Origin of the sequence: Mucilaginibacter lappiensis, from assembly GCF_050433765.1 — a bacterium.
Lineage (GTDB): Bacteria > Bacteroidota > Bacteroidia > Sphingobacteriales > Sphingobacteriaceae > Mucilaginibacter > Mucilaginibacter lappiensis_A.
The window spans coordinates 24,785-38,218 of sequence record NZ_JBNPWP010000002.1 but is presented as its reverse complement, the minus strand read 5'-3'; the positions used below and the strand labels follow the sequence as shown (position 1 = coordinate 38,218).

13 protein-coding genes are annotated in these 13,434 nt (G+C 41.1%); 3 read left to right on the top strand and 10 right to left on the bottom strand.

Features of this window, described 5'->3' with window-relative positions:
• Position 1 precedes the first annotated feature (1 nt).
• Positions 2-1,252: a threonine ammonia-lyase IlvA gene (ilvA, locus tag M2273_RS05635; RefSeq protein ID WP_429394073.1), complete on the top strand. Its 1,251-nt coding sequence runs from the start codon at positions 2-4 to the stop codon at positions 1,250-1,252.
• A gap of 173 nt (positions 1,253-1,425) precedes the next feature.
• Positions 1,426-2,142: a hypothetical protein gene (locus M2273_RS05630; protein ID WP_429394070.1), complete on the top strand. Its 717-nt coding sequence runs from the start codon at positions 1,426-1,428 to the stop codon at positions 2,140-2,142.
• Between the two features lie 106 nt (positions 2,143-2,248).
• Here M2273_RS05630 and M2273_RS05625 read toward each other — a convergent pair whose 3' ends face one another.
• The 5 genes from M2273_RS05625 to M2273_RS05605 form a co-directional block, all read right to left on the bottom strand.
• Positions 2,249-3,247 carry an ABC transporter ATP-binding protein gene (locus M2273_RS05625; RefSeq protein WP_429394068.1) on the bottom strand — a complete coding sequence of 333 codons (999 nt, stop codon included), beginning with the start codon at positions 3,245-3,247 and terminating at the stop codon, positions 2,249-2,251.
• Between the two features lie 56 nt (positions 3,248-3,303).
• Positions 3,304-5,619, bottom strand: coding sequence for a tetratricopeptide repeat-containing sensor histidine kinase (locus tag M2273_RS05620; RefSeq protein WP_429394065.1), 2,316 nt, complete (start codon positions 5,617-5,619; stop codon positions 3,304-3,306).
• A 219-nt stretch (positions 5,620-5,838) separates the two neighbouring features.
• Complete coding sequence (locus M2273_RS05615) at positions 5,839-6,657, bottom strand: outer membrane beta-barrel protein (RefSeq protein ID WP_429394063.1); 819 nt, start codon at positions 6,655-6,657, stop codon at positions 5,839-5,841.
• A gap of 19 nt (positions 6,658-6,676) precedes the next feature.
• The gene (locus M2273_RS05610) at positions 6,677-7,453 is read right to left on the bottom strand and encodes a hypothetical protein (protein ID WP_429394061.1); all 777 of its coding nucleotides are present in this window, start codon (positions 7,451-7,453) and stop codon (positions 6,677-6,679) included.
• Positions 7,437-8,006, bottom strand: a complete 570-nt coding sequence (locus M2273_RS05605) for an RNA polymerase sigma factor (RefSeq protein ID WP_429396331.1) — start codon at positions 8,004-8,006, stop codon at positions 7,437-7,439. The genes M2273_RS05610 and M2273_RS05605 overlap by 17 nt, the downstream gene beginning before the upstream one ends.
• 105 nt (positions 8,007-8,111) lie before the next feature.
• On the opposite strand from M2273_RS05605, the gene M2273_RS05600 reads away from it, so the two are divergent.
• The gene (locus M2273_RS05600; protein ID WP_429394059.1) at positions 8,112-9,380 is read left to right on the top strand and encodes an amidohydrolase family protein; all 1,269 of its coding nucleotides are present in this window, start codon (positions 8,112-8,114) and stop codon (positions 9,378-9,380) included.
• 170 nt (positions 9,381-9,550) lie between these two features.
• Here the strand turns inward: M2273_RS05600 and hemJ are convergent, their stop codons facing one another.
• The 5 genes from hemJ to M2273_RS05575 form a co-directional block, all read right to left on the bottom strand.
• Positions 9,551-10,084, bottom strand: a complete 534-nt coding sequence (gene hemJ / locus M2273_RS05595; protein ID WP_429394057.1) for a protoporphyrinogen oxidase HemJ — start codon at positions 10,082-10,084, stop codon at positions 9,551-9,553.
• 77 nt (positions 10,085-10,161) lie between these two features.
• Positions 10,162-11,187: a uroporphyrinogen decarboxylase gene (gene hemE / locus M2273_RS05590; protein ID WP_429394055.1), complete on the bottom strand. Its 1,026-nt coding sequence runs from the start codon at positions 11,185-11,187 to the stop codon at positions 10,162-10,164.
• Positions 11,188-11,301: 114 nt separating this feature from the next.
• Positions 11,302-11,823, bottom strand: coding sequence for a tetratricopeptide repeat protein (locus M2273_RS05585; protein WP_429394054.1), 522 nt, complete (start codon positions 11,821-11,823; stop codon positions 11,302-11,304).
• Entirely contained in the window at positions 11,823-12,530 is a 708-nt protein-coding gene (locus M2273_RS05580) for a response regulator transcription factor (protein ID WP_429394051.1), read from the bottom strand. Before M2273_RS05580 ends, M2273_RS05585 begins: the two co-directional genes overlap by 1 nt.
• A gap of 12 nt (positions 12,531-12,542) precedes the next feature.
• Positions 12,543-13,418 carry a sensor histidine kinase gene (locus M2273_RS05575; protein WP_429394049.1) on the bottom strand — a complete coding sequence of 292 codons (876 nt, stop codon included), beginning with the start codon at positions 13,416-13,418 and terminating at the stop codon, positions 12,543-12,545.
• Between the last annotated feature and the right edge of the window lie 16 nt (positions 13,419-13,434).

The following is a 13,434-nucleotide window of genomic DNA, read 5'->3' as shown; positions in this document are numbered from 1 at the left end:
AATGGAAACTGATACTAAGAACCAGCTTGATTTTGAGTCGGCTTATGAGCGTCTTAAAGGCGTTGTTAAGCGTACTCCGCTGGAATATAATGCCGGTTTATCGGCCAAATACGATTGCGAGATATATTTAAAACGTGAGGACCTGCAAATTGTACGTTCGTACAAACTGCGTGGGGCTTACAATATGATCAGTCAGCTAACTGCCGAAGAATTAAGCCACGGTGTGGTTTGCGCCAGCGCGGGCAACCATGCGCAGGGCGTGGCTTTTAGCTGTAATGCATTAGGTACTAAGGGTGTAATTTTTATGCCCGAAATAACCCCGAAACAAAAAGTTACCCAGACAGAAATGCATGGCCACGGAAGTGTAGAACTGGTTTTAACCGGCGATACTTTTGACGATTGCCTGCGTGAGGCCCTTGCTTATACCGAAGCTCATGAGATGACGTTTATACCGCCGTTTGATAACTATCGTATTATTGAAGGCCAGGGAACCGTTGGTGTGGAGATACTGCAGGACCTGCCCGATGTGGAAGCTGTAATTATGCCTATAGGTGGTGGCGGACTGGCAGCCGGAGCTGGAACTTATTTAAAGCAGCAGATACCGGGTATTTATTTAATAGGCGTTGAACCCGAGGGTGCGCCATCCATGCTCAAGGCACTGGAACAGGGTGAGCCTATAACACTACCCGAAATTGACCGCTTTGTTGATGGTGCTGCCGTAAAACGTGTTGGCGCATTAACCTATGATATTTGTCGTGATGTGCTTGACGATATGCTGCTGGTACCTGAAGGAAAGGTTTGTACCACCATATTAAAATTATACAACGAAGATGCTATTGTAGTTGAACCTGCCGGAGCATTATCAGTAGCAGTACTTGATGCCTGCAAAGACAAAATAAAAGGCAAAAAGGTAGTTTGTATAATAAGCGGTGGTAATAACGATATTGCCCGTATGCAGGAGATCAAAGAAAAATCTTTACTGTACGAAGGGCTTAAGCATTACTTTATTGTGCGCTTTCCGCAGCGTCCGGGAGCATTAAAGCTGTTCGTAAATAACGTGCTTGGGCCGCATGATGATATTACCCGTTTTGAATTCATCAAGAAAAGCGAAAAAGAAAACGGACCTGCCCTGGTTGGTATCGAACTAAAATCAGCCGATGATTATCCCGCTTTATTAAAACGCATGATAGCGCACCGCTTTAATGTTATCGAACTCAATAAAGACAGGACTTTGTTTGAATATCTGGTGTAATTAACTTCTTCTCGCATAATTGATCAAGCCTAAGTTTTTTAATAAAAGACTTAGGCTTTTTTATTTTTTCCGACTAAACCCTTAGATGACAATGCTGTCATATTTAAGATATTATTTATAATATAATAATTATACATCTCGACAATCTATACATTTGTCACCTTATTTAAAATATGAAAAACCTTAACACCTTTTATTTCTTAATTATTCTATTTATTCTTTCTTCCTGTAAAAAAGATCATACACCCGTTAAACCAATTGATCCTGATAGCACTGATTCTCAAATTGCTGCAGTAAGCGATTCTGTATCATACACTATTGATGGCAAAACTTACATAGCTAACATTAGAGACAACACTATACGCTTTGGAAACCAGAGTGTGAATCAAAAGGTAGTTTTTAATAACAATGGAACTATGGATAACTTCGACATTATTGGCGATAAAGATTCTGTGTTATTTTACAAAGAAAGCAGAACGTTTTCAAACAGTACATCCTTTAGTATATCCTTTATAAAAAAGTTTAATAAAAAAGATTTAAGCGGAGTAATAGTCTATTCTCCCCCAGTAAAGAGTATTCTTGAATTATATGCTAAAGGTAAATACCAATACGCGGAGGATTTTGGCAGGGAAAACACGGAAAATGGTATTGCTATATTAATATCAGCTAATAATAAAACATATACATCCTTTGTCCCTCTTCCTTTGCAAAAACCGACTACACTAAAGCCTGGTTTCCAAAACAACTCATCATTTGAGATCATTAGTTTTATCAAAACCGAAAATGGGGGCTATAACCTGGAAGCTAAGTTTAATGCCATTGTAGTTGAGCACTTCAATGAAAACCAAAAGAAATTAGAAAACGGCTATTTGCGTATGTATATTGACTAAACTATTATATAAATAAAAAACTATCATAACTTATTTAGCATGATAGTTTTTTATTTGCTTGACGAATATAGACTTAAAGGCAGGTGCCTTTAAGTCTATATTGTATTTAATACTCCAGCCACTTCCCTACCCTTACCGCAACCTTATCACCTTCGGTATATTTACCAGATTCTTCGTTTACTACTCGTAGCAGGGTACCGTTTTGTTCCAGTATCAGGTCTTCATAAAACCCCTTAAATAACACCTGTCTTACCACCCAGTTTTTTGCTTTGGTAATCAGTTTTAGCTTTATCCATTCTGGATATATTACCGCATGTTCTTTAGTAATACTGATGCCGCAAAGTTTGCCTTCGGCGGCGGTAAGTATGCTGCAGTTGCTTAGCAATTGTGCTGTGTAAAGATTTTGCGGATATTGGTACAAAGCTTTTGGAGTTCCATGCTCTATTATTTCTCCTTGTTTCAGCACAATCAGCTCATCGGCCATAGAGAGCACCTCGGCAGGATCATGCGATACCATGATCACCGTAAGGCCAATCTCTTTCACTATCTGCCTGATATCGTGCTGCAGGCCTTCCCTAAAAGAAGTATCAACCTGGTTAAAGGGTTCATCCAGCAATAAAACCTGCGGACGGGTTATAATTGCACGGGCAATAGCCACACGCTGTTTTTCGCCACCGCTCAAGTCGGCCACACGTTTATCGGCCATAGCAGTCATGTTAAGCTGTTTTAATACTTGCTCGGTTTTTTGCTGTTTGGCGTTCAGGTCGGTTGCGGGCAGCATGGCAGCCACGTTATCCCACACTTTGGCAAACAGATTAAGATCATCAGTATGCTGGGTAACCATTTTCATGGCATCATGACCGGGGATCAGTTTTTCTTCGGGTCCCCAAATACGCTCGCCCTTAAACTCAACCACGCCTTCATCCGGCGAAAGTAAGCCATACAACAGACGTAATAAAGTACTTTTCCCGCTGCCGCTTTCGCCAATAATAGCGGTTATTTTGCCGGGTTGTATAACAATATTTGTTTTTTTAACGCCGGCCTGGTGTTTGCCCGGATATATTTTACTTACTGCAATAGCCTGCAAAAAAGGAGTATCTGACATGGATGGCAAAGATACAAAATTGTTTAAAGCCGCATTTTCATTTTATAAATGATGATTTAACTGGCTTGTTTAAATTTAGCTTGCTCATTTGTTAATACCCGCGGCAATGTTATTTTAAACTCTGCATATTCAGATTCTTTTGTATCGATATCAATACTTCCGCTATAACCGTTCACAATAATATCATAGCTAAGTGATAAGCCTAAACCTGTGCCCTCGCCTGCTGGCTTGGTAGTAAAAAAAGGTTGCATAATCTTATCCTTAATAGCAAGTGGTATGCCGTTGCCATTGTCTCTTACGGTAAACACAGCAAAATCACCCTTGATCTCGGTTCTTACCTCAACCGTTGGTTTATAGTTTTCGACATTGGTTTTTTGCTTTTGATTTACAGCATAAAAGGCATTATTAAATAAATTGAGCATTACCCTTCCTATATCCTGCTGCACGCCATTTATTATAACCTTTTCGGCAGTAAAGCTGGTAACTATCTCAGAAGCAAACGCTTTGTCTTTGGCCCGCATGCCATGATAGGATAATCTTAAAAATTCTTCGGCCAAAGTATTAATATTTACAGGCTGTCGCTCGCCGGCGCTGTTTCTGCTATGTTCAAGCATGCCTTTAACTATACTGTCGGCCCGTTTACCGTGATGCTGAATTTTATTTAAATTCTTTTCCAGGTCATCAGCTATGGCTATAGCATCATCTGTATTTCCATTTTTGAGTTCCTCTTTTAATTCATTGGTAAGTTCGGCACTTACCTCAGAGAAGTTATTAACAAAATTTAGCGGATTTTGGATCTCGTGGGCAATACCTGCGGTAAGCTGACCAAGGGAGGCCATTTTTTCTGCCTGCACTAATTGCTTTTGCGTAGCTTTCAGGGTGGCTAAAGTGCTTTCAATCTCTTGTTTCTGACTGGTGAGCAGCGTGTTTGCTTTTTGTTTATTTCGGTACGCCATTCTATATACAACAATAACAATAGCTAAAGTAATCAGTGCCGCTATTAAAACCACCAACCATATCTTGATTGCCGCATCGCGCTTTTGCTTTTCTATTAGTTGAGCTTGTTGCTTTTTGTTATACTCATAAGCCATGTTCTGCTCCGTAGCCTTCCGCACATTTTGGGTGTTCCTTATAGAATCAGTAATTTCTGAATAACTTTCTAAATTCTTATACGCGTTTCTGTACAACCCTACTTTTGCATAACATTCTGACAGATCTTTATAAGATTGACCTGTAGCCTCATCAACAATATTAGTATTCCTGATTGCATTAAAAGCCTTTTTAAAATAGAAAATGGCATTTTCGTACGAATGCTGCCTTTTAAGCACGTTGCCAATGCTGGCATACACCTGGTATCTGCTATAGGGCTGCTTTGATGAATCGGCTACGGCAATGGATTCCTTACCCAGCTTTATTGCTTCGGGCAGCAAGTCCTGATCAGCAAGCGCCAGTACAGCTTTTGATAAACTTGCCGCTACTATTCCCAGATCACCGGTTTGGCGGCCAATAGTAACCGCTTTCATAGCGTATAAATATGAGCGGTCGAATTTTTTTAACTTGGAGTAAGTAACCGCGAGATTGGAGTAAGCATATAATTCCACATTTTTAATACCAGTTTTTTTTGCAAGTTGCACAGCCTTTTTTAATGATTGTTCGGCCCTGACATTGTCATCCATGGTATTATAGGTTAATCCCATATTTAGCCAGATGTAGCTTTGTGAATTGATATCCTTTGTATTCTCAAAAAATTTTAAAGCCTTTTGAAAATAAACCAATGATTCTGTATAGTTGGATTGCATCTGAAATGAGATGGCAATATTTTGATACGCTTTGTTAAGCAATATATCATCATGTATATTATTGGCAATGTCTATTGCTTTTTTATAAAAAACAATTGAGCTATCATACTTACTTTGCATGCCATACATCATGCCATAACCAGAGTACATTTTGATCAGCCCTGTCTCATCCTTTAATTCTTCATAAATTTTGGAACCCAGTACTAAATTTTTTTGTGCCGAGGCATAATCACCCTTAAAAGATAGTATGGTACCCATTAATCTCCTGGCATCGGCCTCGCCTTTTAAATACTTTGCCGTAACGGCCTCAAAAACCGCGTTGGCTCCGCTTTCTGCAGCCGAATCCAGGTTGATCTCTATAAAAGCGGCTGTTTTATCGTTTAAACGATTAATTTTAGCTGTATCAGATGTTGCATTTTTGATCAGCTTATTTATGCTGTCAATTGTTGTTTGGGCATGTGAAAATGAGGTGCTTATAAAGCAAAGGAATATGATCACTAAATATCTGAACAAATGAGCGATCATTTTTGAAACATAAGAAAATGAAACTGGGTGAGTTATATTTTCTTTCATGAAGGTTGATATTATAGGTTTATTTATCAACAGCTATTCTTCAAATCTGATACTATGCAGGTCAGGATAACCTGTTAAGTATAAAACGAAACGCTAATAGCTGGCAGATTGTAATAATCTTTAATATCTAAAACTACCGGATTAAATTTTTAATTTAAGGTTTATTATTACTCACTTTTTGCACAATTTATTACTCATTACTCCTGATCGGATCATTCTTTAAAACCCTAATGTTAGCCCAAAGGAAAAATTCTTCAACCCTTCCTGGGCAGGGCTGTTCTCAAACATATCGGTAAAATAGTATTTGGCATATATACCCATCAGGCCATAGCCCACGCGTATAAATGCGCCCTGGCGCAGCTTGGTAAAATGGTAATCGTCATTAAATTTCTGTTTACCGTTCTCCTCACTTATTTGCTTTACGCGCCCGTTAAGCAGCACACCAATTTCGGGCCCGGCAACCAGCCTAAAATAGTTTCCGCTGGCATCTTCATAGCTGCGGTAGTAAAATGATAAGGGGATACGCAGGTAGCTCGACGAAAAACGATTCTTGCTGTAATTAATATCATCTTCGGTATAAGTTAAAACCGGTGTATTTCTTTGTATCGTAATATCCCTGCGCAGGCGGATATGTGTCCAGTCGAACCCACCCGAAACGTATATTTTAAAGGCGCTGTTAAAACGGTAACCAAACTGCACCAGGTCGAAACCAAAATTGCTGGTTTTCCACTGGCGGTAGCTTAAAAACTGATTGTTGGGCGATAAAGTAAAGCTGCCATGATCAATCAGCGTTGCAAAACCCAGATCGATCCTGGAAAAAGTAACACCAAATGAAAAGCCTGGAGCTTTGTGTGCATGATAGGCCGTATCCCGCTCGCCGCTCGATATAACAGTAGCATCCTCACCCATACCTAATTTTACCCTTAACCTTTTTTTAGGAACACTATCGGTTGTAGTGCGGGTTGAATCGGCGGTAGTTTGAGCAAATGTGGCGCTTGCCGCAACGCATATGATGATGGTAAAAATTAAGCGTTTCATATAGTGGTTAATATATATTTTATTTTTCTTTTTTCACTTTAATAATACCCAGGTTAACACCCGTAATAGTAGCATCGTCCTCGTCGGTATTGGAAAATTCAATGATCTTATCTTCACGTTTATCAACTGCCGCTATCATTACATTAAATACATCGCCCAAACTGCGGATGCGGTGTCTTTTAACCGGCGCTGCGGCCTTTGTTTTGTTAACCGGGGGCAATTGCATAGCTGTCAATTGCGGCTTACTTTCTAATACGTGTACATTATCAACTGTTGGTTTTATCGCGTTATCTATATCGGGCACAACAGGGTTCACCAGATCATTACCACGGGTAGCCAAAACTAATTCGGGCTCAGCTGTTGGTTTTGTAATATCCGGTTTTTGTTCGGGACCTATTGCCTCTTTATGAGGAACTGTTCCCTTACCTTCCTTTATATTTTTTACACTTGCTAAGCTGTTAACCGGTGCTATAACTACCTTTTTATCATTTTTGTTTTGCTGATCTGCCTGCCGTACAACCGGATTAACTTTATTAACCGGCAATGTGTTTTTAGCCATTTTTTTGGATGGATGCTGGTCATTCACTTGAACTGCTTTGGGAATAAATAATATCCCTATGGTAACCAATAACATAATACCGGCGGCTATGCTTAAAAAGGGCACCAGCGATCTTTTGCGTTTATCGGCATCCAGCCGGGCGGTAATGCCTGTCCACACATGGGCAGATGGCTCTATTTCATGATCGTTAAGTGCCGACTGAAATAGCTTATCCAGTTCATTATCCCGCATATCCATAACTTGTACCCTCCATTTTTGCAATTTGTTCTTTTAATATATTCCGCGCCCTTGACAGTTGCGATTTTGACGCCCCTTCACTGATATCCATCATAGCGGCAATTTCTTTGTGCGAGTAACCTTCTAAAGCATAAAGGTTAAATACCATGCGGTAACCCGGCGCCAGTTGTTGTATCAGGGCCATCAACACCCGGGCATCCAAATTTGATGCTGCTACCGGGTTTACAGATGGTTCATTTGCCGCTTCGTCAACATCAACTACCTGCAGCAATTTATGGTGCTTGCGATAATACTCAATAGAGCTGTGTACCATGATACGCCTTACCCAGCCTTCAAACGAACCCTCACCCCTGAAATCACCTACTTTTTGAAACACTTTTATAAATCCGTTTTGCAGCATGTCTTCGGCCTCCATTCTATCGGTAGCATACCGCATACATACCGCCAGCATTTTGGCAGCAAATTGCTTGTACAACAATTCCTGTGCTTTACGTTCGCCCGCTTTACAGCGTTCTATCAGTTGAATGGTGGTATAAGTTGGTTCCAAAAACATCATTTATAACAGTAAGATGTAATGCTTTGGCAAATGGTTGCATAAGCTTGAAAATATATTTATACTATTATAAAACTACTTTAAAGTAAACTATCTTTATTTATAATGAAAAAACTCCTTATTACTATAATACTTATAATATGTGGCTTTCAAACAGTGCTTGCACAACCTGCGGAATATTACACACTGCTTAAACCCGACCGTGTTTTTGATGGTGAGCAGATGCACTCCGGCTGGTGGGTACTGGTAAAGGGAGATCATATTGAAGCCGTTGGCGATCCTTCCGGTATAAAAGCCCCGGCCACTCCCCGTATCATTGATCTTAAAGGAACTACACTGATGCCTGGCCTGATCGAGGGGCATTCGCACCTTTTTCTGCACCCCTACAATGAAACCAGCTGGAACGACCAGGTACTTACCGAAAGCAGGGCTGAGCGCACTGCAAGGGCAACCGTAGCCGCATGGGCAACGCTTATAGCAGGTTTTACCACCGTGCGCGACCTGGGCACCGAAGGTGCCGCTTATGATGATGCGGGTTTAAAAACCGCGATAAACAAAAAAATAATACCGGGTCCGAGGATGCTGGTTGCTACCCGTGCCATTGTAGCTACAGGCAGTTATGGTCCTAAAAATGAAATTCCAGAAAATACGATCACTAAAGGTGGTGAAGAGGCTGATGGTGTGGAGGGCATTACCCGGGTAGTGCGGTCGCAAATTGGGCACGGAGCCGATGTGGTAAAGATATATGCCGATTACCGTTGGGGAATAAATGAAGCTGCTGCCCCTACATTTACCGAAGAGGAACTAAAGGTAGCCGTACTGGTTGCTAAAAGCAGCGGACGCACTGTTGCTGTACATTCATCAACAGAAGAAGGGATGCGCCGGGCCATAGCTGCCGGTGTTACGACTATTGAACATGGCGATGGCGGCACGCCGGAGCTTTTTAAACTGATGAAAGAAAAAGGAATAGCTTTATGCCCTACTCTTGCGGCCACCGAAGCCACATTAAGCTATAAAGGCTGGAGGAAGGGTACTGATCCTGTGCCTGCGGGGGTTAAGCAAAAGCATTACATATTTACCGAAGCTCTTAAAGCCGGAGTTACCATTTGTATGGGTGGCGATGTTGGTGTATTTCCGCATGGTGATAACTCACGCGAAATGATACTGATGGTTGAGTATGGCATGAAACCGATGGATGTATTACGCTCGGCAACATCAGTAAACGCAGCGGTTTTTAAACTGAACAACCTGGGTAACATTAAAACCGGCTTCTTAGCCGACATGGTTGCCGTAACAGGTAACCCGGTTGAAGATATGAAGGTATTAAAACAAGTGAAACTGGTGATGAAGGATGGGGTTGTGGTGAAGGAATAGTCCGAGACGCATGCAATGCGTCTCATTTTAGAAGATTTTCGTCGATTGAAAGTTCGTCCGTTTCCGTCATGCCGAATTTATTTCGGCATCTCACATACAAGGTATACAACATGATGGTTACTTATCCTATGGGATGCTGAAACAAGTTCAGCATGACGGTTTGATAGCAACTACTTCTTCATCCTTAAACGCTTATATATTTTCACGGCGATCATCAGGATAACTGCAAGGGCAACCAAACCTACCACCCCGAATATCCAGTTCAGGGAATTTTTAAGTACCACCAGGAAAACTATGGCGAACAACAAAACAGTAGCCAGTTCATTCCACAGGCGCAGTTGGGTTGATGTCCACTTAAACACGCCATTAGCCATTTGCTTTATTTTATTCTGGCACATATGATGATATATGCCAAGCAATACCACAAAGGTAAGTTTAATGTGCATCCATCCATAATGAAGCCAGCCGGGTTGCAGTATCAGCATGGTAATACCGGCTGCTACAGTGAGGATCATGGAGGGTATGGTAATAATATTCCATAGTTTACGCTCCATAATGGTAAACTGGTCAGACAAGATCTTACGATCAGGTTCGGGTTTTTCCTGTGCTTCGGTATGATAAATAAACAAGCGCACACTATAAAACAGCCCCGCCATCCAGCAGACTACAAAAATGATGTGTATAGCTAATACGTATTGGTACATGACGCCCCCCAGCCCCCTAAAGGGGGAGCTAACCTTTTAATTCTATAGTAACCCTCTTAAATTCCCCCTTCAGGGGGTTAGGGGGCATATTCTTTTATTACCTCTACCGCGTACTTCACGTTATCAAAAGGAATATCGGGCATAATGCCGTGGCCCAGGTTAAAGATGAAACCTTTCTCGTCCTTCATACGGTCGAACAGGCGGTATATGCGGTCTTTTATTACTTTTTTATCAGCATACAATATATGCGGATCAAGATTACCCTGCACAGCAATGCCTGCGGGCAAACGCTTTTTAATATCAAGCAGGTCAACATTCCAGTCAATGGAGATTACATCAGGTTTAGCCTCGGCCATCAATGGCGCGAATACCGAACTGCCTTTGCAAAAGGATATTACCGGGATATCTTTCCGATTTAGTTTACTGATGATCTCGGCAATATAACGGTGACTAAATTCTTTATAGTCATCCCAAGCCAGAGCCTGTGCCCAACTGTCAAATATTTGCACGGCATTAACACCGGCAGCAATTTGCATGTTCAGATAATCGGCCGTAACGGTAGCAATTTTCGATAACAGTTGATGGGCCATTTCGGGCTCATTGTGCAGCATCAGTTTGGTGAGCTTAAAATCTTTTGACGAGCCACCCTCTACCAGGTAGCTCATTACCGTAAACGGCGCACCAGCAAATCCAATAAGCGGAATGCTGCCATTAAGCCGTTGCTGTATTACTTTAATGGCATCGGCTACATATTGCAGTTTGTGTGCCACATCGGTTTGCAGGTTATCAATATCGGCCTGTGTACGTACGGGGTTGGCAAATTTAGGACCAACACCATTTTGAAAGCTCAGATCGCCACCCATCGCTTCACCGGTAACCAATATGTCCGAAAACAGAATGGCTCCGTCAATACCCAACAAATTAACCGGCAGCATGGTAACATCAGCGGCCAGTTCCGGCGTTTTGCACATCTCCAGAAAAGAATACTTGTTTTTGATATCCCAGTATTCTTTCATGAAACGACCAGCCTGGCGCATCATCCACACCGGCGGGCGTTCTGTTTTTTCGGAAAAAGCTGCTTTTATTAATAACGAATCTCTCATAATATTTTTTAGTATCAAGTAGTTAGTATCAGGTATCACGATTTTAAAAAGGAGTTTATTAATCTTACTCCGCAAGAAATCTTGATACTTGATACTAACTACTTGATACTATGTTCAATGTTTTTTTAGTTCCTGATGTAGGCGACCTATTACATCCCTCATTTTAGCCGTAATTTTATCGGTATGTTTTTCGGTCAGTTGTAAATAGGCTTTCGCCTTATCATAATTGCCAAATCTGATATTGATATTGGCTACGGTTACCAGTGCCGCCACATGATCATTAACGGTATGAAGCGGGTACTGTGCTGCCAGCTCGTAATGCCTTTCTGCTTCCTCAAAATCTTGTTTCTGGATGCAAACGCCGCCATATATATACTCATAAAAACCACGGCGTTTTTTACTGAGCCACTCGGGCCTGGTAATTTCCTTTAAAGAAGCCTCGGTTTTAACGTAATCCTTTGCATGAAAATACTTGGCCGCTACAATAAGTGTACCTTGTTTAAAGTAATCCCATATGAGCAGCATGATCATCATTACAGCTACTGCCGCCAGTTCATAAATATGCAGGTATAACAGCAAGCCTAACGACAACAGGAAAACAAATGCGATAAATATGCGTACCCTATTACTGAACATTAATGCTGATTATCGGTAAATTTATAACCTACACCACGGATGGAGTGAAAATAAACCGGGTTTTTAGGATCTGGTTCAAAATATTTACGGAAAGTTAGGATAAAGTTATCAATAGTACGGGTTGAAGGATATACATCATAATTCCAAACCGTTTCCAGGATCTGCTCGCGCGATACGGCATCATTTCTGCGTTCAATAAGCAGCTTAAGCAGCATGGTTTCTTTTTTGGTGAGCGGGGTAATTGACTCATCCTCATTCACCAGCTCAAATGAGTTGAAGTGAATGGTTTTCTCACCAATTTTATAGCTGTTAAACTCTTTCAGGTCTTCGCCTTTCAGACTGCGTTTTATTAGGTTATTCACCCTTAAAATTAGCTCTTCAAGGTTAAAGGGTTTGGTTAGATAATCATCGGCACCTTTTTTTAGACCCGAAATTTTGTCCTCATTGGTGTTTTTAGCAGTTAAAAACATAATAGGCACTTCGGTATTTTCAAGCCTGATGGTTTCAGCAACAACAAAGCCATCAATCTCAGGCATCATCACATCTAATATCACCAGGTTAAAACGCTCTTCCTTAAATAACTGTAAAGCCTTTTTACCATTCTTAGCTGTCGAAACCTTATAACCCTCCAGCTCCAGGTTAAGTTTAATGGCTTCCAACAAATGTTCTTCGTCTTCGGCTAATAATATTCTTTTTTTGTTTGGCATATTACTTTTAATTTAGGTTAATCCAAAAACAACTTCAAAAACACTGCCTGCAGGGCGGTTATCCCTAACCCTGATACTGGCTTTGTGTTTATCAAGCACTTCTTTTACAATATAAAGGCCCAGCCCGGTACCCTTTGTATTACGGGTATCCTCACTGCCTACACGGTAAAATTTGTCGAAAATACGTGTTTTTTCATTATCGGCTATACCAATACCATGATCGGCCACTTCCAGGTAAACCTTGTCGTCTTTCGAAAACAGTTTAACACCTACTGCCGAGCACGGGCTTGAATATTTTACCGCATTTTCAATAAGGTTGGTAACTACCGATGTTAAAGCAAATTTATCACCGGTGATCTCGATCTTTGGTTCAATTTCGGCATCGATGATCTGCTGGTTGCAATCGCATTTGGTGATCTGCAGACGGTTAACAATACTATCAACCAATACCGAAAGGTTAAAGCTGGCCTTAGGGAAAGTATATGACCGGTTATCAATTTTTGATGCCAGCAGCATATTCTCCACCATATCATCCAAACGCTCCACATCATTCAATGACTTATCAATAAAATCAAGGATCTGTTCCTTGGTCAGGTTGCGTTTTTGAATGGTTTGCAGCAATATTTTGATGGATGCCAACGGCGATTTTAACTCATGCGTTACCGAAAGCAGGAAATTCTTTTTCTGCTCCTGCAATTTACGTTCCTTGTTTATAGATTTATGTAGGCTAAAGGCCCCCACAACAAATATCAACACAAACATGGAGCCTTCGCCCAGGATCATCCCAATGCGTTCCGGCTGTAATTTCATGAGCATATAGCCCCACCAAACCAATTCGGAAACGGCATATATGATCAGCGCATAAAAAATAACAAATGGCTTTTTCATTTTCTTTATCAGTTTC

Excerpts from the sequence above, each read along its gene's own strand:
- ilvA (WP_429394073.1), top strand. The coding sequence starts at position 2 with ATGGAAACTGATACTAAGAACCAGCTTGATTTTGAGTCGGCTTATGAG.
- M2273_RS05630 (WP_429394070.1), top strand. The coding sequence starts at position 1,426 with ATGAAAAACCTTAACACCTTTTATTTCTTAATTATTCTATTTATTCTT.
- M2273_RS05625 (WP_429394068.1), bottom strand. The coding sequence starts at position 3,247 with ATGTCAGATACTCCTTTTTTGCAGGCTATTGCAGTAAGTAAAATATAT.
- M2273_RS05620 (WP_429394065.1), bottom strand. The coding sequence starts at position 5,619 with ATGAAAGAAAATATAACTCACCCAGTTTCATTTTCTTATGTTTCAAAA.
- M2273_RS05615 (WP_429394063.1), bottom strand. The coding sequence starts at position 6,657 with ATGAAACGCTTAATTTTTACCATCATCATATGCGTTGCGGCAAGCGCC.
- M2273_RS05610 (WP_429394061.1), bottom strand. The coding sequence starts at position 7,453 with ATGGATATGCGGGATAATGAACTGGATAAGCTATTTCAGTCGGCACTT.
- M2273_RS05605 (WP_429396331.1), bottom strand. The coding sequence starts at position 8,006 with ATGTTTTTGGAACCAACTTATACCACCATTCAACTGATAGAACGCTGT.
- M2273_RS05600 (WP_429394059.1), top strand. The coding sequence starts at position 8,112 with ATGAAAAAACTCCTTATTACTATAATACTTATAATATGTGGCTTTCAA.
- hemJ (WP_429394057.1), bottom strand. The coding sequence starts at position 10,084 with ATGTACCAATACGTATTAGCTATACACATCATTTTTGTAGTCTGCTGG.
- hemE (WP_429394055.1), bottom strand. The coding sequence starts at position 11,187 with ATGAGAGATTCGTTATTAATAAAAGCAGCTTTTTCCGAAAAAACAGAA.
- M2273_RS05585 (WP_429394054.1), bottom strand. The coding sequence starts at position 11,823 with ATGTTCAGTAATAGGGTACGCATATTTATCGCATTTGTTTTCCTGTTG.
- M2273_RS05580 (WP_429394051.1), bottom strand. The coding sequence starts at position 12,530 with ATGCCAAACAAAAAAAGAATATTATTAGCCGAAGACGAAGAACATTTG.
- M2273_RS05575 (WP_429394049.1), bottom strand. The coding sequence starts at position 13,418 with ATGAAAAAGCCATTTGTTATTTTTTATGCGCTGATCATATATGCCGTT.